Raw genomic sequence first — 24453 nt, forward strand, 5'->3', positions numbered from 1 at the left:
ACTGCAACCCGGATTCTTTGACATCGAGATCTCTGCCGAAACCGGAACCCCACCCCGGTCAGCGGGGGTCCGGAAGTGAAACCGCCGAAGACCGGGTTTCGATCTTCGGCGGGTCTAGCTTTTGCCTTAGCGGCCGAGAAGATCGGGTGCGATCTTCTTGCAGGCATCGACCAGGCCCTGCACTGCGCCCACCGACTTGTCGAAGGCCTCGCGATCCTTGCCGGCGAGCTCGATCTCGACCACGCGCTCGACGCCCTTGGCGCCGATCACGACGGGCACGCCGACATACATGTCCTTCACGCTGTACTCGCCGTTGAGATAGGCGGCGCAGGGCAGCACGCGCTTCTTGTCCTTCAGATAGCTCTCGGCCATCGCGATCGCGGAGGCCGCCGGCGCGTAGAAGGCCGAGCCGGTCTTGAGCAGATTGACGATCTCGGCGCCGCCGTTGCGGGTACGGTCGACGATCTCGTCGAGGCGCGCCTGCGAGGTCCAGCCCATCTTGACGAGGTCGGGCAGCGGAATGCCGGCGACGGTGGAGTACTTCACCAGCGGCACCATGGTATCGCCGTGGCCGCCGAGCACGAAGGCGGTGACGTCCTCGACGGAGACGTTGAACTCGTCGGCGAGGAAGTAGCGGAAGCGGGCCGAATCCAGCACGCCGGCCATGCCGACCACCTTCTTGTGCGGCAGGCCGGACGCCTTCTGCAGCGCCCAGACCATGGCGTCGAGCGGGTTGGTGATGCAGATGACGAAGGCGTCGGGGGCGTACTTCTTGATGCCGGCACCGACCTGCTCCATGACCTTGAGGTTGATGGAGAGGAGGTCGTCGCGGCTCATGCCGGGCTTGCGCGGCACGCCGGCGGTGACGATGCAGACTTTTGCGTTGTCGAGCGCCTCGTAGGAATTGGCGCCGGTGTAGTGAGCGTCGAAGCCGTCGACCGGCGAGGACTGCGCGATGTCGAGCGCCTTGCCCTGCGGCACGCCTTCGGCGATGTCGAACATCACGACGTCGCCCAGTTCTTTCAGGCCGATGAGGTGAGCCAGCGTTCCGCCGATCTGACCGGAGCCAATCAAAGCAATCTTGTCGCGCGCCATGTGAACCTGTCCTTTGGAGACGTAAGGAGGGGAAAACTGAGACGGGTGGTTATCCCTTTCGCCTCCCCCGTTCAAGTCGCCCAATGCCCAATTGTCGGGCTTGCCGAGATTTCGGCCAACACACCGAATCCGTCATTCCGGGGCGCGACGAAGTCGCGAGCCCGGAATCCATAACCACCATCCGGAGTATGGATTCCGGGCTCGTCGCTTTGCGACGCCCCGCAATGACGTCAGAGATAGGACTTAAGTCTCGACCAGCCCCTTGGTCGAGCCGCTGGCGGTGGAATCCTTGCGGCCGTGAGGCAGCGCCAGATAGGATTCCGAGCTCATTTCGATCAGGCGCGAGGCGGTCCGCTTGAACTCCATGGCCTCAACGCCGTCGGTTGCGAGGTAAAGCGAGATCGGGTTGGCGTCGGCCGAGGCCATCAGCTTCACGGCATTGTCATAGAGCGTGTCGATCAGAGTGATGAAGCGCTTGGCCGCGTTGCGCTGGGAGACGTCCATCACTGGAATATGGTCGACCAGGATGGTGTGATAGTCGTGCGCCAGCCTGAGGTAGTCGGATGCTCCGAGCGGCTGCTCGCAGAGGTCGGCGAACGAGAACCGCGCCACTCCATGGGCCGAGCACGGCACGTGCAGGATGCGGCCCTTGATCGAAATGTCGCGCGAGCGGCATTTGGCGCCTCCAGTCATCCGCTTCCAGGCGCGGTCGAGCGCGGCGTCGGCATCGCCGTCGGCCGGCGTCAGCCACATCGGCACGCCCTGCAGCTTCTCCAGGCGGAAGTCGGTGCGCGCATCGAGCCGCGCGACGTCCATGTGGTCGGTGATCTGCTTGATGAAGGGCAGGAACAGCGAGCGGTTCAGGCCGCCCTTGTAGAGATCGTCGGGCGCGACGTTCGAGGTTGCGACCACGACGGTGCCGAGCTCGAACAGTTTCGCGAACAGCCGGCCCAGGATCATCGCGTCGGCGATGTCGGTGACGTGGAATTCGTCGAAGCAGAGCAGCCAGCTCTCCTCGAAGATCGCATTCGCGGTCAGCGCGATGACGTCGCCATCGGCGATCTCGCCGCGCGCGATGCTCTGGCGGTAGTCGTAGATGCGCTCGTGGACGTCGGCCATGAATTCGTGGAAATGCGCGCGGCGCTTGTGCTCGACCGATGCGTGCTGAAAGAACAGGTCCATCAGCATGGTCTTGCCGCGGCCGACCTCGCCATGGATGTAGAGCCCGCGCGGCGCCTCGTCCTTGTCGCCAGAGCTGAACAGGCGGCTGAGCAGGCCCTGCTTGCGCGCGGGCTTGTAGGTCGAAAGCCGCAGGTCCAGCGCCGCATAGGCCTCGGCGACCTCGGCCTGCGCGGCATCCGGCTCGATCGCGCCGGACGCGATCTCGGCCTGGTAAGCCTCGCGGAATGAGGAATTTGGGGTGGAGAGCATGGCTCTTTACCGCCAGAGACGGAGGGAAATTGCAACTGCGTATCGGCGCAATGGGCTTATGCGCCCTATGCCCTCGCGCTCGCGCGGCGCCGGTTCTTCCCACGAACAGTTCTTGCGCTCCAGTCAGCTAGAATATACCTACTGAGGAACCAAGGAACCTCGAAATGGCGCTCAGCATCAAGGACCCCGAAACGGAGCAATTGGCGCGAAGCCTGGCCCAATTGACCGGCGAGAACATCACGACTGCAACCAAGCGCGCGCTCGAAGAGCGATTGCGCAGGCTCAACGCTCAAACGCGCAAGGACGCGCTGCTCGAAGATCTGGCCGAGATCAGGCGACGCTGGAGCGAGATGCGCGTCGTGGACGACCGCACGCCCGAGGAAATTCTCGGATACGACGAGCATGGATTGCCACGCTGATGGTGATCGACTCATCGGCGATCGTAGCAATCGCTCTCAACGAAGCCGGTGCGGGCGATATTGAGCGCTTGATTGTAGACGATCCGATCCGTTTGATCTCTGCAGCGACTGTGGTTGAAGCGACGATGGTGATCGAGACGCGGCTTGGGGAAGCAGGCGGGCGTGAGTTCGATCTCTGGCTCGTCAAGATGGGCGCGGAGATCGTCGCCGTCGATGCCGCGCAAGCCGATGCAGCGCGGCGGGCCTGGCGGCGCTACGGAAAGGGACGACACGCCGCGTCGCTCAACTACGGTGATTGCTTCTCTTATGCGCTGGCTATGACCCGCGGCGAACCCTTGCTGTTCAAAGGCGACGACTTCGCAAAGACCGACATCAGGCGAGCAGGCGCCGCGCTGCCGCGCTGATGCCGCCGAGCTAGGCCTATTCACACAGCTCGTAGGCGTCCTCGACCACATACGGGCCGCCGCCGGTGGAGGCGCGGGAGGAGAACAGCACGAAGCGTTCCGCCATGAACGCCTTGCTCGGGAAATAGCCGCGGATCGAGAGATAGTCGGCGACGTCGCGGTCGGAGGCGTCGTGCAGCCGCGCGAGCGTGACGTGCGGGATGTATTTGCGGCCCTCCGGGTCGAGGCCGATCCGCTGCATCATGCGCTCGAGCTCGGCCTGCAATTCCATCAGCGGCTTGCTCGGCGCAATCGTGGCAACCACCGCGCGCGGCTTGCGGCCGCCGAAGCTGGTGAGGCCCTGCACCTTCACCTCGAACGGCTTGCGGTCGACGCGAAACAGCATCGAGGCGATCTCGTTGGCGGAGGCGCCGTCGATGTCGCCGATGAAGCGCAGGGTGACGTGATAATTTTCGGGATCGATCCAGCGGGCGCCGGGGAGGCCACCCCTCAAGTTGGAAAGCGACTGGCCGATCTCGGCCGGAATTTCCAGACCCGTGAACAAACGCGGCATCGTTTCGCACTCCCGATGCTTGGGTACGGTGCTCGAACAGCGAGTAACCATATCCAAATTAGAGCCGGCGACGAATCACCGGTACTCCGATTCCTATCGCAGTTGTGTGACTCTGCGAAGCATGCCGCGCTTCACCCCGGTAAAACCCTGGGAATTAGGGTTAGCGTTGCCCGCTTTTCAACGCCGTTGCTCAGCGATCGTGCCAATGAATGCCTCCACCGTGGGCATGATCCTGCGGACGATGATGTCGACGCCTTCAGCGGTCGGATGAATGCCGTCGGGCTGGTTGAGCTTGGCGTCGGCCGCGACGCCCTCGAGGAAGAACGGATAGAGCGGCACGTCGAATTGCTTCGCCAGATCCGGATAAATCGAATTGAAGCGCGCGGCGTATTCGGCGCCGTAATTCGGCGGCGCCAGCATGCCGCAGAGCATGACCGAAATCTTGCGCGCCTTGAGCCGCTGCACGATGTCGGTCAGGGCGGCGCGCGCCAAATCGGGGTCGAGGCCGCGCAGCGCGTCGTTGGCGCCGAGCTCGACGATGACGCCGTCAGTTCCATCGGGCACCGACCAGTCGAGCCGGTCGCGGCCGCCCGAGGTGGTGTCGCCGGACACCCCGGCATTGGTCACCTCGACCGCTATGCCTTTGTCCCGCAAGGCTTTTTGAAGCTTTTGGGGGAACGCCTCGGGGGCCGGAAGGCCGAGCCCTGCGCTTAAGGAATCGCCGAGGACGACGAGCTTGACCGGCTTGGTCGCGCCCGCCCAAGCCGGGTTCGCCACCGTCATGAAGGCGAGCATCAACACGGCTATGTGCATGAACAATCCGTAACGCCTCTCGACCCCGCGTGCGGACTTGCCATATGACCGGACCATGGACACTCGCATCGACCCCTCTTCGCTCGCCGCAGCCGCGGACACCATCGCCATCTCCAACGTCAATCTCTCATTGGGCACGGGCGCCGCACGCGTTCACATCCTCAAGGATATCAGCCTGCGCGTCGCCTCGGGCGAGACGATCGGCCTGATCGGCCCGTCAGGCTCGGGCAAATCCACGCTGCTGATGGTGATGGCGGGGCTGGAGCGTCCTGACAGCGGAGAGGTGGTGGTGAATGGCACGCCTTTCAATGCCCTCGACGAGGACGCGCTGGCGCGCTTCCGCGGCCGCCAGGTCGGCATCGTCTTCCAGTCCTTCCACCTGATCCCGACCATGACGGCACTGGAGAACGTCGCGGTGCCGCTCGAGCTCGCCGGCAATCCCGATGCCGCCAGGCGTGCGGCAGAGGAGCTGCAATCGGTCGGGCTCGGCGACCGCCTGCATCATTATCCGACGCAGCTCTCCGGCGGCGAGCAGCAGCGCGTCGCGCTCGCCCGCGCGCTGGCACCCGATCCCGCGATCCTCGTCGCGGACGAGCCGACCGGCAATCTGGATGAGGCGACCGGAAAGCAGATCGTCGACCTGCTGTTCACCAAGCATGCCGAGCGCGGCATGACCCTGGTGCTGGTGACGCACGATTCCTCGCTCGCGCATCGCTGCGATCGCGTCATCCGCCTGCGCTCAGGGCGCATCGACAGGCAGTCCGCGCCCGCATGAGCGCCGTGGCCGAATCGTTCGCGAAGCCGAACGCCGTCGCGCTGTCGCTGCGCTACGCCTTGCGCGAATTGCGCGGCGGCCTGCGCGGCTTCTATGTCTTCATCGCCTGCATCGCGCTCGGCGTGATGGCGATCGCCGGCGTCGGCTCGGTCTCGGCGAGCCTGTCCGACGGGCTCGCGCGCGAAGGCCGCACGCTGCTCGGCGGCGACGTCTCCTTCGTGCTGTTCCAGCGCGAGGCCAAGCCGGACGAGGTCGCCTTCCTGCGCTCGCGCGGCACGCTCTCGACCGCCGCAACCTTGCGCGGCATGGCGCGCTCGGCCGACGGCAAGCTGGCGCTGGTCGAGATGAAGGCGGTCGACGGCACCTATCCGATGCTGGGACAGCTGACGCTGGCACCAAAGCTGCCGATGGCCGATCTGCTCGCGGAGCGTGACGGCGCGTTCGGCGCCGCCGCCGATCCGACGCTGCTGGCGCGGCTGTCGCTGAAGACCGGCGACCGCGTCACCATCGGGGCCGCGACGTTCCAGATCCGCTCGACCGTCGAGGCCGAGCCCGACAAGCTCGCCGGCGGCATCGGCTTCGGGCCGCGCTTCTTGATCAGCGAGGCGGCCCTGCGCGCCACCGGCCTGATCCAGCCCGGCAGCCTGGTGCGATGGGTCTACCGGGTCAAGCTGCCCGAGACTGCGAACAGCGAGCGCGCCACGGAAGCCTTCATCGCGGACGCGCGGAGCGCCGCGCCGCAGGCCGGCTGGGAGATCCGCAGCCGCTCCAATGCCTCGCCGCAGCTGGAGCGCAATATCAGCCGCTTCACGCAGTTCCTGACCCTGGTCGGCCTCGCCGCGCTGCTGGTCGGCGGCGTCGGCGTCGCCAACGCCGTCAAGAGCCATATCGACCGCAAGCTCGAGGTGATCGCCGCCTTCAAGGCCGTCGGTGCCACCGGCCGGGACGTGTTCGGCATCTATTTGGCGCAAGTGGTGCTGCTGGCCGCGATCGGGTCCGTGATCGGCCTGGCGCTCGGTGCCGCCATGCCCTTCGCCATCGTCGGCCTGTTCGGCAAGCTGTTGCCGCTGCCGGTGGTGCCGGCCGTGCATGAAGGCGAGCTCGCGCTGTCCTTCGTCTACGGCCTCCTCACCGCGCTCGCCTTCGGCCTGTGGCCGCTCGGGCGCGTGCACGACGTGCCGGTGGCCGCCCTGTTCCGCGACACCATCAGCTCGGAATGGCACCGGCCGCGCGCGAGCTATCTCGCGTTCATGGCGGTCGTGATCGTGCTCCTGATCGCGGTCGTGATCGGTCTGTCGTTCGACAAGCGTATCGCGGCGGTGTTCGTCGCTTCCTCCGTGGTGGTGTTCGCCTTGCTGCGCGGCATCGCCGCCCTGCTGATGGCGATTGCGCGACGGCTGCCGCGGTCGCGGCTGCCGATGCTGCGGCTGGCGATCGCCAACATCCACCGGCCGGGCGCACTGACGCCGTCCGTCGTGCTGTCGCTCGGGCTCGGGCTTGCCGTGCTCGTCACCATCACCCAGATCGACGGCAATCTGCGCCGGCAGTTCCTCGCAGCGCTCCCCGACCAGGCGCCGTCGTTCTTCTTCATCGACATTCCGAGCGCGCAGGCCGAGCAGTTCGACGCGTATCTGCGCCAGATCGCGCCCGGCGCGAAGATCGAGGACGTGCCGATGCTGCGCGGCCGCATCGTCGCCGCGCGCGGGGTGCGCGCCGAGGAGCTCAAGCCCAGCACCGATTCCGAATGGGTGCTGCAGAGCGACCGCGGCCTGACCTACACCGCCGAGCTGCCGAAGGGCTCCAAGGTGGTCGAGGGCGAATGGTGGCGTGCCGATTATTCCGGCCCGCCGCTGGTCTCGTTGGAGAAGAAGATCGCCGACGGGCTCGGCCTCAAGCTCGGCGACGAGGTGGTGGTCAACGTGCTCGGCCGCGACATCCCGGCCAAGATCAGCAATCTGCGCACCATCGACTGGCAGGGTCTCGGCATCAATTTCGTCCTGGTGTTCTCGCCCAACGCCTTCAAGGGCGCGCCGCATACCCATATCGCGACGCTGACGGAAGCGGGCGGAAAGGCGGCGGGCGACGGCAAGATCATCAAGGAGGTCGCCGACGCCTATCCGATGGTGACGAGCGTGCGCGTGCGCGAGGTGATGGAGACGGTCGGCTCGGTCGTGACCAATCTGGCGCTGGCGATCCGCGGCGCCAGCGCCGTGACCCTGATCTCGGCGATCCTGGTGCTGGGCGGAGCGCTCGCCGCCGGCCACCGCCACCGGGTCTATGATGCGGTGATCCTGAAGACCCTGGGCGCGACGCGGCTGCGGCTGCTCGGCGCCTATGCCCTGGAATACCTGCTGATCGGCCTTGCCACCGCAATGTTCGGGGTGATCGCGGGCAGCATCGCTGCCTGGATCATCGTGACGCGGCTGATGACGCTGAGCTTCGTCTGGCAGACCGGCAGCGCCGCCGGCGTGGTCGCGGCCGCGCTGGTCGTGACCGTCGGGCTCGGGCTTGCCGGCACGCTGCTGGCATTGAACAAAAAGCCCGCGACGGTGTTGCGAAATTTGTGACAAATTGAAGCGGCGGATCGAGCCGGGCGAAATCGCCCCGGTTTCCGCGATTAACCACGCTGCTCGTCAGATTCGCGTCAGGATTGGCGCCAAGGGCGACATTCAGCCGCGCGTGGAAGGTTGCGGCGAATGTGTTAGTTTCCCACATATCGAATGGGTTCGGAGCCCCGATTGTTAGCCGGAATTTAGTCGGTTGGCAGCGGTATCCGAGATAGAGTTTGACGAACCGGCAGCATGGCGACCCTCATGCCGGACCGGACCAACCAACGGGAATTCGACCATGTCGGACCTAGACCGTAACTACGCTTCTCCTTTCGGCAGGGCCGCCGGGCGTGTTGACGCCGCGACGGTCGATGCCGGCCTGCGCGCCTATATGCTGCGCGTCTACAACTACATGACCATCGGCCTGGCCATCACCGGTCTCGCCGCGCTCGGCGTCTACATGGCTGCCGTGACCGACGTTCCGACGGCGGACGCGGTCCGCGTCGGCAAGCTGTTCCTGACGCCGTTCGGTTACGCGATGTTCGTCAGCCCCCTGAAGTGGCTGTTCATGCTTGCGCCGCTCGCGATGGTGTTCGTGATCTCGGCAGGCATCAACCGTCTGGCCCCCTCGACCGCCCAGATCCTGTTCTGGGTGTTCTCGGCGCTGATGGGCATCTCGCTGTCGTCGATCTTCCTGGTGTTCACGCACACCTCGATCGTGCGGGTGTTCTTCATCACCGCGGCCACCTTCGGTGCGCTGAGCCTCTACGGCTACACCACCAAGCGTGACCTCACCGGGATGGGCTCGTTCCTGTTCATGGGCCTGATCGGCATCGTTCTCGCCAGCCTGGTGAACCTGTTCCTGGCCAGCTCGATGCTGCAGTTCATCGTGTCGGTGGTCGGCGTGCTGGTGTTCTCGGGCCTGACCGCCTGGGATACCCAGCGGCTGAAGAACGACTACATCTACGGCTATGCCTCGGCCGGCGGTGACATCGCAGAGCGTGCGGCCATCACCGGCGCGCTGTCGCTGTACCTGAACTTCATCAACCTGTTCACGCTGCTGCTGCAGCTCCTCGGCCAGCGCGAGTAGGCGCAACGACGAGAGCGAACGGACACGAACCCCGGCCGAGAGGCCGGGGTTTTTGTTTTGGGGCGCGGTAGCAGCCCTAAACACCGTCATTGCGGAGCGCAGCGAAGCAATCCAGAGTCCCTCCGCGGACGCATTTCTGGATTGCTTCGTTGCGCTCGCAATGACGGCTGTGGAGACGGCGGAACCCCTTCCAGCGCCCGCTGGAACGCTCTAATCTTCCCCTCATGTCCGCTCCCGATATCAGGCCCACCACCGAGGCCGACCTTCCCGCCATCACCGCCATCTACCAGCAGGCTGTCCGCGAGGGCACGGCGACGTTCGAGCTGGAACCGCCCGACCTCTCGGAAATGACGCGCCGCTATCGCGCGCTGATCGACGGCGGCTACCCCTATTTCGTCGCCATGCTTGACGGGCGCGTGGCGGGCTATGCCTATGCCGGCGCCTACCGGCCGCGGCCGGCCTATCGCTTCACGGTGGAGAACTCGATCTATCTCGACCCTGCGTTCCACCGCCGCGGCGTCGGCTCCATGCTGCTGGAACGGCTGATCGCCGATTGCGAGGCGCGCGGCTTCCGCCAGATGATCGCGGTCATCGGCGATTCCGCCAATGCCGGATCGATCGGCGTGCACACGAGGTGCGGCTTCAAGATGATCGGCACGCATCCCAGTGTCGGGCTGAAATTCGGCCGCTGGCTGGACACCGTGATGATGCAGCGCGACCTCGGCGAGGGCGCGCGCACGGTGCCAGGGAAATAACGGCATCCGTCATTCCGGGGCGCGCGTAGCGCGAACCCGGAATGACGACCGATGGTTCGTCTACACCACCGCCAATTTCCGATCGATCACCAGCAGCACCCGCTCGAGCTCATGGCCGCGGCGCAGGATCAGGCCGGTCGCCGAGATCACGCTGTACATGCCCTGCTTGCGCGCCAGCCGCGGGTCCTTCTCGATCCGATAGATCGGCACTTCCGAGGCGCGGCGATAGACCGAGAACACGGCCCGGTCCTTCAGGAAGTCGATGGCATAGTCGCGCCACTCGCCGTCGGCGACCATGCGACCGTAGAGATTGAGAATCCGGTGCAGCTCGAGCCGGTTGAACGTCACCCGGTTCAGCGGTGCATTCGCCGCGGCGGGGCGCGCCGCCGCGCGCTGCTCGCTCGGGTCGGCATCCTCCGAGGTCAGATTCATGGGAAGCGCCTCCTCATTCGCACGGCAATCTCATTCGCACGGCTATGACCCGCGTCCGCGAAGACCGTCCCCGGAACCGCGTTCATGACAATTGCATGATTGCGCCAACCGTTCCGCACCGCAAGGGGTTCAACCCCTCGAATCGACAGCGCATCCGGGCACACGCAGGGGTGGAACTCCCTCGCGGCAAACCGTCACGGGATCGTTAGCAGGAATCATAGTATCGCCGCTTTTCCGCCAACCGCCCGCCGCCCTGCATTGCGAAAAGACTCACGTGCGTTGACCCGGTCCTTTCGGTTCCGGATTCCTCAGCCCCCAGCCCCCCGGGGCCGAACAGGATCGGGTCTGTACGCACGACAAGGAGGGCCAACGCAAGTTGGTCCTTTTTTGTTTGTGCCGGGATGTTGCCGGCACGGCCTCTCTCCGAACATCCGAGCGGGACTTTCTCCCCTCATCCTGAGGGCCGCGCTCTTCGCGCGGCGTCTCGAAGGATGAAGGCCGGAGCTGCATCAGCGGGGCCTTTCATGGTTCGAGACGCGCGCAAGAGCGCGCTCCTCACCACGAGGATTGAGAGCAGTCTCGGAGATCAAGGATTTCGAAGTGCGGCTGCTTCAATGCAGCGAGGTGTACGCCGCGCCCAGCATCGGGCCCGGTCTTTCCCGGCTGCCGTCCTGGACGTAGACCACCGCGCCGTCGACGCCGTCGCGCGTGAGATTCTCGATCGGCACCGTCCAGCTCTCCGGACGGCCGGTCCAGTCGCCGACCTTGAGCAGGCTGCGCACCACGTTGTGATAGGTGACCTGCTGTCCCTTGTTCTCGCCGCGGGCGATCGCGATCGGCACCGACTTGGCGATCGAGCAGATCCAGACCTCGCCGCGCGAGACCGTGGGCTCCTTGCTTGCGGCGACCGAGACGTTGATCTGCTTGCCCGAGAGCGACATCGTCACCGGCACGCTCATCACGCCGTTGCCCTTGTCGGTCTTGCCGATCGCGTTCTCGATGCCGGCGCGATCACTGCCGACGACATGCGTGGAGCCGTTGACCACGACCTGCGGCGTGTAGACCTCGCGGTCGCCGCGCATGCGCGAATAAGCACGCTGCCGTGCAGAGAAGCGCGAATCCGCCAGCGTGTCCTTCCAGCCGAGATAGTCCCAATAATCGATCGGCATGCTCAGCGCGATGACGGAGGGATCCTTGGAGAGATCGCCGATGATCTGGTCGGCGGGCGGGCAGGACGAGCAGCCCTGCGAGGTGAACAACTCGACGACGGCGCGCGGTTCAGCCTGGGCGGGACGGATCACGGCGATGATCGCACAGATGCCGAGAGCTCCCGACCAGAGGGCACCGGACCAACGTGGAATCAGATGGGAAGCCGTCATTGTCGTCATGTCGAACGCCGCACACCGTTGCTGTCAGGGGAAAATCTTATCGCCGGATGGTCACCGTAGTCTTACGGGGCGCGGTACATTCATCCGTCCGGGCCACCATCCGAGGGAGGTTTTCCGCCGGGCGGAGCCCATCTGAAGCGTACCGCAAACGCGCGAAGGCGGCCTTTGATAGGCCGCCTTCGTTAAGGCTTCTACTCACTTCGCAGTGAGCCATCGTTCACAAATCCGCGCTTACGCCGCGAGCTTGCGCAGCACGTAGTGCAGGATGCCGCCGTTGCGGTAGTAGTCGAGCTCGTCCAGCGTATCGATGCGGCAGAGCAGCGAAACGCGCTGCAGCGAACCGTCGCCGGAGACGATCTCCGCGGTCAGCTTCTGGCGCGGCTTGAGGTCGCCGACGAGGCCGCGCAACGTCACCTTCTCGTCGCCCTTGAGGCCCAGCGAGGACCAGGAGGTGCCTTCCTCGAAGGTCAGCGGCAGCACGCCCATGCCGACCAGGTTGGAGCGATGGATGCGCTCGAAGCTCTGGCAGATCACGGCGCGCACGCCGAGCAGGCGGGTGCCCTTGGCGGCCCAGTCGCGCGAGGAGCCGTTGCCGTATTCGGCGCCGGCGAACACCACCAGCGGCACCTTCTCCTCCTGGTACTTCATCGCGGCGTCGTAGATCGACATCTGCTCGCCGTCGGGCCAGTGCTTGGTCAGGCCGCCCTCGGGGATGTTTCCGTCCGCGCCCTTCAGCATGAAGTTCTTGATGCGGATGTTGGCGAAGGTGCCGCGCATCATCACTTCATGGTTGCCGCGGCGCGTGCCGTACTGGTTGAAGTCGGCGGGGCGCACCTGATGCTCGCTGAGATATTTGCCGGCGGGCGAGGTGAGCTTGATCGAGCCGGCCGGCGAGATGTGGTCGGTGGTGATCTTGTCGCCGAACATGGCGAGGATGCGCGCCTCGACGATGTCGGTGACCGGCTCCGGCTCCTTCTTCATGCCGTCGAAATAGGGCGGGTTCTGCACATAGGTCGACGACATGTTCCAGCGATAGGTCTCGCTCTCGACCGTCTTGATCTTGCGCCAGTTGGTGTCGCCCTTGAACACGTCGGCATACTTCTTCTTGAAGATCGACGCGGTCACGAACTTCTTCATGAAGGCGTTGATCTCCTTGGTCGTCGGCCAGATGTCCTTCAGGTACACCGGCTTGCCGTCCTTGCCCTCGCCGAGCGGCTCGGTGGCGAGATTCTTGGTGACGCTGCCGGCGAGCGCGTAGGCGACCACCAGCGGCGGCGAGGCCAGATAGTTCGCCTGCACGTCCGGCGAGACGCGGCCTTCGAAGTTGCGGTTGCCGGAAAGCACGGCGGCCGCGACGACGCCGTTGTCGTTGATCGACTTCGAGATCTCCTCGGGCAGCGGACCGGAATTGCCGATACAGGTGGTGCAGCCGAAGCCGACCAGGTTGAAGCCGACCTTGTCGAGATCGGGCTGCAGACCGGAATTGGCGAGATATTCCGCCACGACCTGGCTGCCGGGGGCGAGCGAGGTCTTCACCCACGGTTTTGCTTTCAGGCCCTTCGCAGCGGCGTTGCGCGCCAAAAGGCCCGCCCCGATCAGCACGCTCGGGTTCGAGGTGTTGGTGCAGGAGGTGATCGCGGCGATGACGACGTCGCCATGGCCGATGTCGAAATTCTTGCCTTCGACGGGGAAGCGCTTGGCCGGCTCCTCGGCCTTCTTGTACTCGCTGGCGAGCGCGAGCGAGAAGCCGTCCGCGACGGTCGGCAGCGCGATGCGGCCTTCGGGACGCTTCGGACCGGCCATCGACGGCACGACGTCGCCTAGGTCGAGGGTCAGCGTTTCCGTGAACACGGGGTCGGGCGACTTGGCGGTGCGGAACAGGCCCTGCGCCTTGGCGTAGGCCTGCACCAGCGCGACGCGGGCCGAGGCACGGCCGGAGGTCTTGAGATAGTCGAGCGCGGCGGCGTCGACCGGGAAGAAGCCGCAGGTCGCGCCGTATTCGGGCGCCATGTTGGCAATCGTCGCCTTGTCGGCGACCGAGAGGTGGTCGAGGCCGGGGCCGAAGAACTCGACGAACTTGCCGACCACGCCGAGCTTGCGCAGCATCTGCGTCACGGTCAGCACGAGGTCGGTCGCGGTGACGCCTTCCTTCAGCGCGCCCTTCAGCTTGAAGCCGACGACGTTGGGCAGCAGCATCGACAGCGGCTGGCCGAGCATGCAGGCTTCCGCCTCGATGCCGCCGACGCCCCAGCCGAGAACGGCAAGGCCGTTGACCATGGTGGTGTGCGAATCGGTGCCGACCAGCGAGTCGGGATAAGCCACCTCGAAGGTGCCGGTCTTCTTGCCGACCGTCATCTTCTCCTTCCTGGTCCAGACCGTCTGGGCCAGATATTCCAGGTTGACCTGGTGGCAGATGCCGGTGCCGGGCGGCACGACCGAGAAGTTCGAGAACGCCTTCTGGCCCCACTTCAGGAACTCGTAGCGCTCCTGGTTCTGCTTGTATTCCTCGGTGACGTTCTTGCCGAAGGCCTTGTTGTCGCCGAAGAAGTTCACGATCACGGAATGGTCGATGACGAGATCGACGGGCACCAAGGGATTGATCTTCTCGGCATCGCCGCCGAGCTTCTGCATCGCGTTGCGCATCGCGGCGAGGTCGACCACCGCGGGCACGCCGGTGAAGTCCTGCATCAGCACCCGCGCCGGGCGGAAGGCGATCTCATGCTCCAGCGACTTCTTGCGCAGCCATTTCGAGACCGCGACGATGTCTTCCTTCTTGACCGAGCGGCCGTCCTCGTTGCGCAGCAAATTCTCAAGCAGGACCTTCATCGAATAGGGAAGTTTCGAAATTCCCTTCAGACCATTCTTCTCGGCGGTGGGCAGGCTGTAATAGACATAGGTCTTGGCGCCGACCTTGAGAGTCTTTTTGCATTTGAAGCTGTCGAGCGAGGTCATGTAGGAGATCCCAATTGTTAGTTATACCCGGCAGGGTATTTTAACACCGTCAGCGTATCAGGCTGGGCCGCTTGCAGGGGCAGGTTGAGTTGCTGCATCAAGTAGTTCCGGGCTTATAGAAGCTTTCTAACCGCGCCGCCACAGCCACTATCGTGCCGCAGCAATTCCCGAGCCAAAAATTCCCATGCGCTACCCCAAGTTTTCCTGAGGCCTGGCTGTGAGCGGGTTGAAACGAGGCGACATGCGGCTGTCCGGTCACGGGCTGAGATGCGTGCGCGGCGGACGCGAGGTGTTCGCCGGGCTCGATTTCACAGCCGTCTCGGGCGAGGCAATCGCGGTCGTCGGGCGCAACGGGTCGGGCAAGACCTCGCTGCTGCGGCTGATCGCCGGCCTGCTCGTTCCCGCCGGCGGGACGATCGCGCTGGAGGGGGGCGAGGCTGAAATGACCCTGGCGGAGCAGTGCCACTATCTCGGCCACCGCGATGCCCTGAAGCCGGCGCTGAGCGTTGCCGAAAACCTGGCGTTTTGGGCTAATTTCCTTGGCGGCGAGCGGTTTGATGCGGCCGAGAGCCTCGCCAGGGTCGGCCTCGACCACGCCACCCATCTGCCCGCCGGATTCCTGTCCGCGGGGCAGCGCCGCCGGCTGTCGCTGGCCCGGCTGTTGACGGTCGGCCGCCCGGTCTGGCTCCTGGACGAGCCGACCAATGCGCTGGATGTTGCCGGTCAGGACATGTTCGCCGGCCTGATGCGCCAGCATCTGGCTGCCGGCGGCATGATCATCGCGGCGACCCACGCCCCGCTCGGTATCGAATCGCGGGAGCTGCGGATCGGAGGTGCGGCGTGATCGGGTCCCACCCTCAGCTTTCCGAGCGGCCAGGCGCTGCTCTGGCATTCCAGGCGCAGCCGTCGCCGCGGGCTCCCTCGCCTCTCCCGCAAGCGAGAGCTTTGCACAAGAGGAGGATTTGCGATTCTCTAGGGCCTGTGGTGGAGGCGGATTCGGATGGCATATCGAGAGGTTGGGCAACTGAGCTTCGCGGATGCGCTGGTATCGCGGCGGGGGAAGGGTAGCCCGGTGCTGAAGCGGATTGGCGAACTGGTCGACTGGGCGGCAGTGGAGAGAGTGCTGAATGGTCTTCCGGAGCCGGAGCGCGGCCCTCCGCCCTATCCGCGACTGGTGCTGTTCAAGGCGCTGCTGCTGCAGCAATGGTATGGGCTTTCCGATCCGGCGCTGGAGGAAGCGCTCGACGACCGGGCCTCGTTCCGCGCCTTCTGCGGCTTTGTGCTGAGCGACGAGACGCCTGATCACACGACGATCTGGCGATTCCGCGAGGCTTTGCAGCGAGCCGGTCTGGACGAGAAGCTGTTCGCCGAGATCCTGCATCAGATCGACGCACGCGGGCTGGTGCTGCGCCGGGGCACATTGATCGATGCGAGCCTGATCTCGGCAGCAGTAAAGCCGCCGAAGCCGCCAAAGGACCCGCAGCCGCCCGGCCCGGACGGCCGTGAACCGAGCAAGCTGGTCAACAGCAAGCGCGATCCAGATGCACGCTGGACCAAGAAGGGCGGCAAGCGGTACTTCGGCTACAAAGCCCATATCGGCATGGATCAGAGTTCGGCCATCGTCCGCCGCAGCAAGCTGACCGACGCTGCGGTCAACGACACGGTGCCCGCCGACGAGTTGGTCTGTGGTGATGAGAAGGCGGTCTATGCCGACCAAGCCTATGACAAGCACAAGCGCCGCAGCGGGCTCGCCGCGCGAGGAATCAAGCCGAGGCTGATGTTCCGGCCGAACAAGCATCATCCGCTCACCGAGCGGCAGAAGCGCTTCAACAATGCCGTGGGAAAGCGCCGCGCACCGGTCGAGCAGGTCTTCGCGCGCCTCAAGGGCAGCTACCGCTGGGCGCGCGCTCGCTATCTGGGTTTGGCGCGCAATCAGACGCATCTGCGCCTGATCTGCCTCGCCATGAACCTCAAACGATGGGCGGTGCTGTGCCCGATAGGAGCCGCAGCGTGACCACCACCCGCCGCTACCCCGCGGCCACGAAAAACAGACGCCCCACCCCTCTGGGGCTACGCGAGGCCGTTCAAAAAAAGCCCCATATCGAACTTCACTCCAGCACAACTCATTACGCAAAGCTCTCGCTTGCGGGAGAGGCCGGCGCGCAGCGCCGGGTGAGGGCTCTCTCCTCTCGGGGAGTCATCGTGGTCGAGACACCCTCTCCCCAACCATCCCCCGCAGGCGGGGGAGGGAGCGCACCGCACCCGGAGCTCCAGCCCGGCCTCCACGTCTGCTCCGCCGGGAGGGCCACCCCATGACCGCCCTCGCCGCCCTGATCCGCCGGGACATCCGCATTGCGCTCCGCGTCGGCGGCGGGGCGCTGATTGGCGTGCTGTTCTTCCTGACCGTCGTCGTGCTGATGCCGTTCGCGGTCGGGCCGGATCTGGCGCTGCTGTCGCGGCTGGGACCTGCGATCCTCTGGCTCGGTGCCCTCCTCGCCAGCCTGCTGACCCTCGACCGGCTGTTCATGGCCGACCATGAGGACGGCTCGCTCGACCTGATCACGATGAGCCGGACGCCGCTGGAACTCGCCTGCGCCGCCAAGGCGCTGGCGCATTGGCTGGCCGCCGGCCTGCCACTGATTGTCGCAACCCCGGTGCTCGGACTTCTGCTCAACCTCGACATGATCGCCACGGCGGCCGTGGCGCTGACGCTGCTGGCGGGCACCCCGGCACTGACCTTCACCGGCATGATCGGCGCGGCGCTGGCGGTGACGCTGCATCGCGGCGGGCTGCTGATGGCGGTGCTGGTGCTGCCGCTGTCGATTCCCGTGCTGATTTTCGGCGTTGCCGCCTCGCAGGCGGTGATCGTCGGTCCCATGACCTTCGGCGCGCCGTTCTCGATCCTGTGCGCGTTGTCCCTGGTCAGCCTCGTGATCGGCCCCTTCGCGGCGGCAGCGAGCCTGCGGCATGGTCTCGACTGAGATGGACTTGGCCGACCTTGACCCCGATCAACTTTCGCGACGCCCTTTCGTGCTGATTGCCTGAGCGGCCCCCGGTGATTATCAGGATACCATGACGCTGATCGACCTCGCCAACCCCACGCGGTTCCTCGCGCTGACAGCGCGGGTGTTGCCGTGGCTGGCGGCCGCGACGATCATCCTGCTCGCGATCGGCCTCTATCAAGCCGCCTACGCGCCGGACGACTACCAGCAGGGCGCGACCGTCAAGATCATGTTCATCCATGTGCCCAATGCCTGGCTCTCGATGTTCGTGTGGGGCGTGATGAGCATCGCATCCTTGGGCACGCTGGTGTGGCGGCATCCGCTCGCCGACGTCGCCGCCAAGGCCGCAGCGCCGATCGGCGCCGCCTTCACCTTCCTTGCGCTGCTCACCGGCTCGCTGTGGGGCCGGCCGATGTGGGGCACCTATTGGGAATGGGACGCGCGGCTGACCTCGGTGCTGATCCTGTTCCTGATGTATCTCGGCCTGATGGCGCTGTGGCGCGCCGTCGACGATCCCTCGCGCGCGGCGCGCGCCGCCGCGGTGCTGACGCTGGTCGGCGCGATCAACCTTCCCATCATCAAGTTCTCGGTCGATTGGTGGAACACGCTGCACCAGCCGGCCTCCGTCATGCGCATGGGCGGCTCGGCGCTGGACAAATCGTTCCTGATTCCGCTGCTGGTGATGGCGATCGCCTTCACGCTGCTGTTCCTTACGCTGCACCTCGCCGCGATGCGCAACGAGATTTTGCGCCGCCGTGTCCGCTCGCTGCAGATGATGCAGGCGAGCCGCATCGCGTTTCCGAAAGAAATGGCCGCCGGTTCGCGTGACGACAGCGCGTCGAAAGAAGCTGGGGCTGCTTGACGATGTCGCTCGGTCCTTACGCCTCCTTCATCGTGACGTCTTATGCCGCTGCCGCCCTGGTGATCGTGATCCTGATCGGATGGGTCATGCTCGATTATCGCAGCCAGACGCAGCGCCTGCGCGAGCTGGAGCAGCGCGGCATCACCCGCCGGTCGGGCCGCAGCGCGACGGAGCTGCAATGAGCGATCATCCGGCCTCTGCTCCGCCGCAGCGGCGCACCTTCCTGATGGTGCTGCCGCTGATCGCCTTCATCGGCCTCGCGCTGCTGTTCTGGTTCCGGCTCGGCAGCGGCGATCCCTCGCGGATTCCCTCCGCGCTGATCGGCCGGCCCGCACCGCAGGCCGTGCTGCCGCCGCTCGAGGGGCTGCAGGCCAACGGCACGCAGGTGCCGGGGCTCGATCCGGCCGCGTTCAAGGGCAAGGTCAGCCTCGTCAACGTCTGGGCGTCCTGGTGCGTGCCGTGCCACGACGAGGCGCCGCTCCTGACCGAGCTCGCCAAGGACAAGCGCTTCCAGCTCGTCGGCATCAACTACAAGGACGCCGCCGACAATGCGCGGCGCTTCCTCGGCCGCTACGGCAACCCGTTCGGCTACGTCGGCGTCGACGCCAACGGCCGTGCCTCGATCGAATGGGGCGTGTATGGCGTGCCGGAGACCTTCGTCGTCGGGCGCGAGGGCACCATCGTCTACAAGCTGGTCGGACCGGTCACGCCGGACAATCTGCGGACGGTGCTGATGCCGCAGCTGGAGAAGGCCTTGAAGGCGGCGGGGAGTTAGCTCTGCTTTCGTGCCCCGGACGCTGCGCAGCACGAAGTGATGCGCTGCAGAGCCGGGGCACATGCCACCACGATTGCGCTGCTGGAGCGAGGCTGGGTCCCGGCTCGCGCTTCGCGCGTCCGGGACACGTGCCGTCACCCCTTGCTCACATCCCCCGCCTCGGCCTCGCTTCTCTCCAGCGAGACTGGCTCGAGGTGATAGCGCTTGGTCAACGGCATCTGGGCGATGGCGAAGATCATCGTGATCGGGGTGACGCCGAACACCTTGAAGTTCACCCAGAAATCCGTGCTCTGGGTGCGCCAGACGATCTCGTTCAGCACCGCCATGCCGGCGAAGAACAGCGCCCAGCGCAAGGTGAGGATGCGCCAGCCCTGCGGTGTCAGGTTGAACACCTGGTCGAACATCACCGCGATGAAGGAGCGCCCGAACAGCAGGCCGCCGCCGAGGATCGCGGCGAACAGGCCGTAGATGATGGTCGGCTTGACCTTGATGAAGGTCTCGTCGTGCAGCACCAGCGTCAGCGTGCCGAACACCAGCACGATCACGCCCGTGACGATCGCCATGATCGGAATGTGGCGCGTCACCACATAGGAAGCGACCATCGCGACCGCGATGGCGACCATGAAGGCGCCGGTCGCGGCGAACAGGTTGAACTTCGCGTTGACGAAGAAGAACACGAGCAGCGGACCGAGCTCGGTCGCGAGCTTGAACAGCGGATGCGGCTGGGTCTTGTCCATTCTCTCTTCCGTCTCTCCCATCCTTCGAGACGACCGCTTCGCGGTCTCCTCAGGATGAGGACCTCATGTGTGGCACGGCCTCATCCTGAGGAGCCGCGCAAGCGGCGTCTCGAAGGATGACGCTATTCGATTCCGGCGATGGCGCGGGCGAAGTCGCGCGCGGTGAAGGGCGCGAGATCGTCGACGCCTTCGCCGACGCCGATGAAGTGCACCGGCAGCTTGAACTTCTCCGCGAGCGCCACCAGGATGCCGCCGCGCGCGGTGCCGTCGAGCTTGGTCATGACGAGGCCGGTGACCCCGGCGGTGCGATGGAAGGCCTCGACCTGCGACAGCGCATTCTGGCCGACGGTCGCATCCAGCACCAGCAGCACGGCATGCGGCGCAGTGTCATCCACCTTGCGGATCACGCGCACGACCTTCTCGAGCTCGTTCATCAGCTCGGCCTTGTTCTGCAGGCGGCCGGCGGTGTCGATCAGCAGCACGTCGACGGCTTGCTCCTTCGCCGCGGTGAGCGCGTTGAAGGCAAGGCTCGCCGAATCCGAACCCTGCGCCCCCGCGATGACGGGTGTCTTGGTCCGCTCGCCCCAGACCTTGAGCTGCTCGATGGCGGCGGCGCGAAACGTGTCGCCGGCGGCCAGCATCACCTTGCGGCCTTCGGATGCGAATTTCTGCGACAGCTTGCCGATCGTCGTGGTCTTGCCGGAGCCGTTGACGCCGACCACGAGAATGACGAACGGCTTCCTGGCCGCATCGATCTCCAGCGGCTTTGCCACCGGCGACAGCACTTTCTCGACCTCGGTCGCGACGACGTCCTTGACCTCGTCGGCCGAGATCGCCTTGTCGTACCGGCCGGCGCCGACGGCATCGGCAATGCGCACTGCGACGGACGTGCCGAGATCGGCGCGCAGCAGCACGTCCTCGATGTCGTCGAGCATGGCGCGGTCGAGCTTGCGCTTGGTGACGAGGTCGGCGACCGCGGTCCCGAGCGAGGACGAGGTGCGCTTCAGCCCGTTGGACAGGCGGCGCCACCAGCTCAGCTTGGGGGTCTCGGAGGTGGTATCGTTCATGGTGGCGTGTTAGCCGTTCCGGCGATTAAACGAAAGTCTTGACCGAAAGTCCTGCAATTGCTCGATGTTCCCGAATTGACCGCCGAGGAGATCTTGTCGCGCGTGCTCCATCGCGACGGCCTGATGCTGGTCATCGACAAGCCGGCCGGCCTGCCGGTGCATCGCGGCCCCAAGGGCGGCCCCAATCTCGAGGATTCCTTCGACGCGCTGCGTTTCGGCCTGCCGCGACCGCCGGTGCTGGCTCACCGGCTCGACAAGGATACGTCCGGTTGCCTCGTGCTCGGCCGCCACCGCAAGGCGACGGCCTCGCTCGGCCTCCTCTTCAAGCACGGCAAGATCGGCAAGACCTACTGGACCGTGGTCGAGGGCGGCCCTGCCGCAGATGAAGGCACCATCGACATGCCGCTCGGCCGGCTCAATGCCGAACGCGGCTGGTGGCAGAAGCCGGATCCCGAAGGCCAGAAGGCGATCACCAACTGGAAGGTGATGGGCCGGGGCAACGGCTTGACCTGGCTCGCCATGGAACCGGTGACCGGCCGGACGCACCAATTGCGGGTGCATGCGGCCGCGAGCGGCTGGCCGATCTACGGCGATAACATTTACGGCAACGGCCCGCGCTTCGGCGACCCGAAGCTGCATTTACATTCGCGCGAGATCGTGGTGCCGATCTCCCGGAACAAGGAGCCGATCCGCGTGGTGGCGCCGGCCCCGCCGCATATGCATGAGAAGCTCCGGGCCTGCGGCTGGAACGGGGAGTAGCTGAGGTGGTGCTTAACCTCTCCCGCAAGCGAGAGCTTTGCGTAATGAGTTGTGCTGGAGTGAAGTTCGATATGGGGCTTTTTTTGAACGGCCTCGCGTAGCCCCAGAGGGGTGGGGCGTCTGTTTTTCGTGGCCGCGGGGTAGCGGCGGGTGGTGGTCACGCTGCGGCTCCTATCGGGCACAGCACCGCCCATCGTTTGAGGTTCATGGCGAGGCAGATCAGGCGCAGATGCGTCTGATTGCGCGCCAAACCCAGATAGCGAGCGCGCGCCCAGCGGTAGCTGCCCTTGAGGCGCGCGAAGACCTGCTCGACCGGTGCGCGGCGCTTTCCCACGGCATTGTTGAAGCGCTTCTGCCGCTCGGTGAGCGGATGATGCTTGTTCGGCCGGAACATCAGCCTCGGCTTGATTCCTCGCGCGGCGAGCCCGCTGCGGCGCTTGTGCTTGTCATAGGCTTGGTCGGCATAGACCGCCTTCTCATCACCACAGACCAACTCGTCGGCGGGCACCGTGTCGTTGACCGCAGCGTCGGTCAGCTTGCTGCGGCGGACGATGGCCGAACTCTGATCCATGCCGATATGGGCTTTGTAGCCGAAGTACCGCTTGCCGCCCTTCTTGGTCCAGCGTGCATCTGGATCGCGCTTGCTGTTGACCAGCTTGCTCGGTTCACGGCCGTCCGGGCCGGGCGGCTGCGGGTCCTTTGGCGGCTTCGGCGGCTTTACTGCTGCCGAGATCAGGCTCGCATCGATCAATGTGCCCCGGCGCAGCACCAGCCCGCGTGCGTCGATCTGATGCAGGATCTCGGCGAACAGCTTCTCGTCCAGACCGGCTCGCTGCAAAGCCTCGCGGAATCGCCAGATCGTCGTGTGATCAGGCGTCTCGTCGCTCAGCACAAAGCCGCAGAAGGCGCGGAACGAGGCCCGGTCGTCGAGCGCTTCCTCCAGCGCCGGATCGGAAAGCCCATACCATTGCTGCAGCAGCAGCGCCTTGAACAGCACCAGTCGCGGATAGGGCGGAGGGCCGCGCTCCGGCTCCGGAAGACCATTCAGCACTCTCTCCACTGCCGCCCAGTCGACCAGTTCGCCAATCCGCTTCAGCACCGGGCTACCCTTCCCCCGCCGCGATACCAGCGCATCCGCGAAGCTCAGTTGCCCAACCTCTCGATATGCCATCCGAATCCGCCTCCACCACAGGCCCTAGAGAATCGCAAATCCTCCTCTTGTGCAAAGCTCTCGCCTGCGGGAGAGGTCGCGCCGAAGGCGCGGGTGAGGGCTCTCTCCTCTGGGGGATTGTCCCGTTGTGGAGACACCCTCTCCCCACCCCTCCCCCGCAAGCGGGGGAGGGAGCGCACCGCCGCGGCGGCGGCACCTCGTTCTCATCGACCCATGGTTTACCAAACCTTCAGTGCTCGTCTCTAATGATAGCGGTTGCTTAGAAAAAGCTTTTGTAACCGCTCAGGACGAGCCGCGCGTGATGACCAAGGCCGGGCTATCGATCATCGACGAGGTCGAATCCGCACTGCGGATCGGCTCGCCGGAAAAGGGCCTGGCGACGGCGCGGCGCGTCACCGAGCTGTTCCTCTCCTCCGCCGGCAATTTCGACGACGAGCAGATCGCGCTGTTCGACGACGTGCTCGAGCGCCTGATCGGCACCATCGAGCTGCGCGCCATCGCCGACGTGGCCGCCCGCATCGCGCTGGCCGAGATCAGCGCGCAGCTGGCGCCGATCGCGCAGGCGCCGCCGTCGGTGATCCGCCGCCTCGCCAACAATGACGAGATCCGCATCGCCGGTCCCGTGCTGCAGGAATCGGCGCGGCTCGACGATTGCGAGCTGGTGAAGATCGCATCAGCCAAGGGCGAGCCGCATCTGCTCGCGGTCGCCGGCCGCTGGTGGCTGAAGGAGATCGTCACCGACGCGCTGCTGGCGCGCCGCTATCCCAGCGTCAGCCGACGGCTTGCCGCCAATCCCGGCGCGCGCGTCTCCGGAAAAGGATTTGCCATCATCGTCGGCCAGGCCGAAAGCGACCCGGAGCTGGCGGTCAGCGTCGGCGTCCGCGTCGATCTGCCCGCGGAGCTGCGCCGCCAATTGCTGCGCTCGGCGACCGATGCCGTGCGCACCCGCCTGCTGTCGCGCGCCCCGCCGCATCTGTTCGAGGAGATCCAGAGCGCGATCGCTGCCGTCGCCATCGGCGCCGAGCGCGACATGTCGGCGGCGCGCGATTTCGAGGGTGCCAAGCGCGCCATTGCCGGCCTGAAGGCCACCGGCCAGCTCAACGAGGCGACGCTGCTCGGCTTCGCCAAACAACGGCGCTATGAGGAGACGGTGGCGGCGCTGGCGGCGTTATCGGGGTCGACGGTCGAGGTGATTCGCCCGCTGATGCAGAGTCTCCGCGAGGACGGCCTGCTGGTGCCATGCAAGGCCGCTGGGCTCAGCTGGGAGACGACCATGGCCGTGCTCGAATGCCGTTTCGCGACAGGCGCGATGAAGCCCGCGGACATCGCCAGGGCGCAGGGGCATTTTGCGAGAATGACGGCGGAGAACGCCAAGCGGACGCTGCGATTCTGGCAGGTGCGGGCGCTGTAGGGCGCTTGCTGCT

The 24453-nt window shown here is 65.6% G+C and carries 24 protein-coding genes; 14 read left to right on the forward strand and 10 right to left on the reverse strand.

Features of this window, described 5'->3' with window-relative positions; all coding sequences use genetic code 11:
• Positions 1 to 126 precede the first annotated feature (126 nt).
• Both mdh and zapE read right to left on the reverse strand, forming a co-directional pair.
• Entirely contained in the window at positions 127 to 1095 is a 969-nt protein-coding gene (gene mdh, locus BDOA9_RS04960) for a malate dehydrogenase (RefSeq protein ID WP_025032846.1), read from the reverse strand.
• A 243-nt stretch (positions 1096 to 1338) separates the two neighbouring features.
• Positions 1339 to 2526 carry a cell division protein ZapE gene (gene zapE, locus BDOA9_RS04965; RefSeq protein WP_025032847.1) on the reverse strand — a complete coding sequence of 396 codons (1188 nt, stop codon included), beginning with the start codon at positions 2524 to 2526 and terminating at the stop codon, positions 1339 to 1341.
• 164 nt (positions 2527 to 2690) lie between these two features.
• Between zapE and BDOA9_RS04970 the strand changes: the two genes are divergently transcribed.
• Together BDOA9_RS04970 and BDOA9_RS04975 are read left to right on the forward strand one after the other, a co-directional pair.
• Positions 2691 to 2945 carry a type II toxin-antitoxin system VapB family antitoxin gene (locus tag BDOA9_RS04970; RefSeq protein WP_025032848.1) on the forward strand — a complete coding sequence of 85 codons (255 nt, stop codon included), beginning with the start codon at positions 2691 to 2693 and terminating at the stop codon, positions 2943 to 2945.
• Complete coding sequence (locus BDOA9_RS04975) at positions 2945 to 3349, forward strand: type II toxin-antitoxin system VapC family toxin (RefSeq protein WP_025032849.1); 405 nt, start codon at positions 2945 to 2947, stop codon at positions 3347 to 3349. The genes BDOA9_RS04970 and BDOA9_RS04975 overlap by 1 nt, the downstream gene beginning before the upstream one ends.
• A 16-nt stretch (positions 3350 to 3365) precedes the next feature.
• Here the strand turns inward: BDOA9_RS04975 and thpR are convergent, their stop codons facing one another.
• On the reverse strand, positions 3366 to 3902 hold the full coding sequence (gene thpR / locus BDOA9_RS04980) for an RNA 2',3'-cyclic phosphodiesterase (RefSeq protein ID WP_025032850.1): 537 nt from the start codon (positions 3900 to 3902) through the stop codon (positions 3366 to 3368).
• A gap of 177 nt (positions 3903 to 4079) precedes the next feature.
• Positions 4080 to 4715: an arylesterase gene (locus tag BDOA9_RS04985; protein WP_025032851.1), complete on the reverse strand. Its 636-nt coding sequence runs from the start codon at positions 4713 to 4715 to the stop codon at positions 4080 to 4082.
• 55 nt (positions 4716 to 4770) lie between these two features.
• Between BDOA9_RS04985 and BDOA9_RS04990 the strand changes: the two genes are divergently transcribed.
• From BDOA9_RS04990 to BDOA9_RS05005, 4 genes are all read left to right on the forward strand, one after another.
• Positions 4771 to 5490 (forward strand): ABC transporter ATP-binding protein, encoded by a 720-nt coding sequence (locus BDOA9_RS04990; RefSeq protein ID WP_025032852.1) that lies wholly within the window; start codon positions 4771 to 4773, stop codon positions 5488 to 5490.
• Positions 5487 to 8057 carry an ABC transporter permease gene (locus BDOA9_RS04995; protein ID WP_025032853.1) on the forward strand — a complete coding sequence of 857 codons (2571 nt, stop codon included), beginning with the start codon at positions 5487 to 5489 and terminating at the stop codon, positions 8055 to 8057. The genes BDOA9_RS04990 and BDOA9_RS04995 overlap by 4 nt, the downstream gene beginning before the upstream one ends.
• Before the next feature lie 280 nt (positions 8058 to 8337).
• Complete coding sequence (locus BDOA9_RS05000) at positions 8338 to 9129, forward strand: Bax inhibitor-1/YccA family protein (protein ID WP_025032854.1); 792 nt, start codon at positions 8338 to 8340, stop codon at positions 9127 to 9129.
• 224 nt (positions 9130 to 9353) lie between these two features.
• Positions 9354 to 9884, forward strand: coding sequence for a GNAT family N-acetyltransferase (locus tag BDOA9_RS05005; RefSeq protein WP_025032855.1), 531 nt, complete (start codon positions 9354 to 9356; stop codon positions 9882 to 9884).
• Positions 9885 to 9944: 60 nt separating this feature from the next.
• Here BDOA9_RS05005 and BDOA9_RS05010 read toward each other — a convergent pair whose 3' ends face one another.
• The 3 genes from BDOA9_RS05010 to acnA form a co-directional block, all read right to left on the reverse strand.
• On the reverse strand, positions 9945 to 10316 hold the full coding sequence (locus BDOA9_RS05010) for a DUF2794 domain-containing protein (protein WP_025032856.1): 372 nt from the start codon (positions 10314 to 10316) through the stop codon (positions 9945 to 9947).
• A gap of 611 nt (positions 10317 to 10927) precedes the next feature.
• Positions 10928 to 11704 carry a DUF1223 domain-containing protein gene (locus tag BDOA9_RS05015; protein WP_025032857.1) on the reverse strand — a complete coding sequence of 259 codons (777 nt, stop codon included), beginning with the start codon at positions 11702 to 11704 and terminating at the stop codon, positions 10928 to 10930.
• Positions 11705 to 11935: 231 nt separating this feature from the next.
• Positions 11936 to 14656 (reverse strand): aconitate hydratase AcnA, encoded by a 2721-nt coding sequence (gene acnA, locus BDOA9_RS05020; RefSeq protein ID WP_025032858.1) that lies wholly within the window; start codon positions 14654 to 14656, stop codon positions 11936 to 11938.
• Between the two features lie 241 nt (positions 14657 to 14897).
• Between acnA and ccmA the strand changes: the two genes are divergently transcribed.
• From ccmA to BDOA9_RS05050, 6 genes are all read left to right on the forward strand, one after another.
• On the forward strand, positions 14898 to 15500 hold the full coding sequence (gene ccmA, locus BDOA9_RS05025) for a heme ABC exporter ATP-binding protein CcmA (RefSeq protein WP_025032859.1): 603 nt from the start codon (positions 14898 to 14900) through the stop codon (positions 15498 to 15500).
• Positions 15501 to 15656: 156 nt separating this feature from the next.
• A complete protein-coding gene (locus tag BDOA9_RS05030; protein ID WP_025032860.1) occupies positions 15657 to 16670 on the forward strand; it encodes an IS5 family transposase in 1014 nt (337 codons plus the stop codon).
• Positions 16671 to 16968: 298 nt separating this feature from the next.
• Positions 16969 to 17637: a heme exporter protein CcmB gene (ccmB, locus tag BDOA9_RS05035; protein ID WP_025032861.1), complete on the forward strand. Its 669-nt coding sequence runs from the start codon at positions 16969 to 16971 to the stop codon at positions 17635 to 17637.
• Positions 17638 to 17728: 91 nt separating this feature from the next.
• The gene (locus BDOA9_RS05040) at positions 17729 to 18520 is read left to right on the forward strand and encodes a heme ABC transporter permease (RefSeq protein ID WP_025032862.1); all 792 of its coding nucleotides are present in this window, start codon (positions 17729 to 17731) and stop codon (positions 18518 to 18520) included.
• Complete coding sequence (ccmD, locus tag BDOA9_RS05045) at positions 18517 to 18702, forward strand: heme exporter protein CcmD (protein ID WP_025032863.1); 186 nt, start codon at positions 18517 to 18519, stop codon at positions 18700 to 18702. The genes BDOA9_RS05040 and ccmD overlap by 4 nt, the downstream gene beginning before the upstream one ends.
• Positions 18699 to 19295 carry a DsbE family thiol:disulfide interchange protein gene (locus BDOA9_RS05050; RefSeq protein WP_025032864.1) on the forward strand — a complete coding sequence of 199 codons (597 nt, stop codon included), beginning with the start codon at positions 18699 to 18701 and terminating at the stop codon, positions 19293 to 19295. The genes ccmD and BDOA9_RS05050 overlap by 4 nt, the downstream gene beginning before the upstream one ends.
• A 134-nt stretch (positions 19296 to 19429) precedes the next feature.
• Here BDOA9_RS05050 and BDOA9_RS05055 read toward each other — a convergent pair whose 3' ends face one another.
• Positions 19430 to 20032, reverse strand: a complete 603-nt coding sequence (locus BDOA9_RS05055) for a septation protein A (protein WP_025032865.1) — start codon at positions 20030 to 20032, stop codon at positions 19430 to 19432.
• Positions 20033 to 20154: 122 nt separating this feature from the next.
• A complete protein-coding gene (gene ftsY / locus BDOA9_RS05060) occupies positions 20155 to 21099 on the reverse strand; it encodes a signal recognition particle-docking protein FtsY (protein WP_025032866.1) in 945 nt (314 codons plus the stop codon).
• A gap of 57 nt (positions 21100 to 21156) precedes the next feature.
• On the opposite strand from ftsY, the gene BDOA9_RS05065 reads away from it, so the two are divergent.
• The gene (locus tag BDOA9_RS05065) at positions 21157 to 21858 is read left to right on the forward strand and encodes an RluA family pseudouridine synthase (protein WP_025032867.1); all 702 of its coding nucleotides are present in this window, start codon (positions 21157 to 21159) and stop codon (positions 21856 to 21858) included.
• A 157-nt stretch (positions 21859 to 22015) separates the two neighbouring features.
• Here BDOA9_RS05065 and BDOA9_RS05070 read toward each other — a convergent pair whose 3' ends face one another.
• Positions 22016 to 23029, reverse strand: coding sequence for an IS5 family transposase (locus BDOA9_RS05070; RefSeq protein ID WP_025032860.1), 1014 nt, complete (start codon positions 23027 to 23029; stop codon positions 22016 to 22018).
• A gap of 301 nt (positions 23030 to 23330) precedes the next feature.
• On the opposite strand from BDOA9_RS05070, the gene BDOA9_RS05075 reads away from it, so the two are divergent.
• Entirely contained in the window at positions 23331 to 24440 is a 1110-nt protein-coding gene (locus tag BDOA9_RS05075; RefSeq protein WP_025032868.1) for a DUF2336 domain-containing protein, read from the forward strand.
• Positions 24441 to 24453: the final 13 nt, after the last annotated feature.

Origin of the sequence: Bradyrhizobium sp. DOA9 (assembly GCF_000617845.2) — a bacterium.
Classification (GTDB): domain Bacteria; phylum Pseudomonadota; class Alphaproteobacteria; order Rhizobiales; family Xanthobacteraceae; genus Bradyrhizobium.

Coding starts and splice junctions, on each gene's coding strand:
- mdh (WP_025032846.1), bottom strand. CDS start 1,095: ATGGCGCGCGACAAGATTGCTTTGATTGGCTCCGGTCAGATCGGCGGA.
- zapE (WP_025032847.1), bottom strand. CDS start 2,526: ATGCTCTCCACCCCAAATTCCTCATTCCGCGAGGCTTACCAGGCCGAG.
- BDOA9_RS04970 (WP_025032848.1), top strand. CDS start 2,691: ATGGCGCTCAGCATCAAGGACCCCGAAACGGAGCAATTGGCGCGAAGC.
- BDOA9_RS04975 (WP_025032849.1), top strand. CDS start 2,945: ATGGTGATCGACTCATCGGCGATCGTAGCAATCGCTCTCAACGAAGCC.
- thpR (WP_025032850.1), bottom strand. CDS start 3,902: ATGCCGCGTTTGTTCACGGGTCTGGAAATTCCGGCCGAGATCGGCCAG.
- BDOA9_RS04985 (WP_025032851.1), bottom strand. CDS start 4,715: ATGCACATAGCCGTGTTGATGCTCGCCTTCATGACGGTGGCGAACCCG.
- BDOA9_RS04990 (WP_025032852.1), top strand. CDS start 4,771: ATGGACACTCGCATCGACCCCTCTTCGCTCGCCGCAGCCGCGGACACC.
- BDOA9_RS04995 (WP_025032853.1), top strand. CDS start 5,487: ATGAGCGCCGTGGCCGAATCGTTCGCGAAGCCGAACGCCGTCGCGCTG.
- BDOA9_RS05000 (WP_025032854.1), top strand. CDS start 8,338: ATGTCGGACCTAGACCGTAACTACGCTTCTCCTTTCGGCAGGGCCGCC.
- BDOA9_RS05005 (WP_025032855.1), top strand. CDS start 9,354: ATGTCCGCTCCCGATATCAGGCCCACCACCGAGGCCGACCTTCCCGCC.
- BDOA9_RS05010 (WP_025032856.1), bottom strand. CDS start 10,316: ATGAATCTGACCTCGGAGGATGCCGACCCGAGCGAGCAGCGCGCGGCG.
- BDOA9_RS05015 (WP_025032857.1), bottom strand. CDS start 11,704: ATGACGACAATGACGGCTTCCCATCTGATTCCACGTTGGTCCGGTGCC.
- acnA (WP_025032858.1), bottom strand. CDS start 14,656: ATGACCTCGCTCGACAGCTTCAAATGCAAAAAGACTCTCAAGGTCGGC.
- ccmA (WP_025032859.1), top strand. CDS start 14,898: ATGCGGCTGTCCGGTCACGGGCTGAGATGCGTGCGCGGCGGACGCGAG.
- BDOA9_RS05030 (WP_025032860.1), top strand. CDS start 15,657: ATGGCATATCGAGAGGTTGGGCAACTGAGCTTCGCGGATGCGCTGGTA.
- ccmB (WP_025032861.1), top strand. CDS start 16,969: ATGACCGCCCTCGCCGCCCTGATCCGCCGGGACATCCGCATTGCGCTC.
- BDOA9_RS05040 (WP_025032862.1), top strand. CDS start 17,729: ATGACGCTGATCGACCTCGCCAACCCCACGCGGTTCCTCGCGCTGACA.
- BDOA9_RS05050 (WP_025032864.1), top strand. CDS start 18,699: ATGAGCGATCATCCGGCCTCTGCTCCGCCGCAGCGGCGCACCTTCCTG.
- BDOA9_RS05055 (WP_025032865.1), bottom strand. CDS start 20,032: ATGGACAAGACCCAGCCGCATCCGCTGTTCAAGCTCGCGACCGAGCTC.
- ftsY (WP_025032866.1), bottom strand. CDS start 21,099: ATGAACGATACCACCTCCGAGACCCCCAAGCTGAGCTGGTGGCGCCGC.
- BDOA9_RS05070 (WP_025032860.1), bottom strand. CDS start 23,029: ATGGCATATCGAGAGGTTGGGCAACTGAGCTTCGCGGATGCGCTGGTA.
- BDOA9_RS05075 (WP_025032868.1), top strand. CDS start 23,331: ATGACCAAGGCCGGGCTATCGATCATCGACGAGGTCGAATCCGCACTG.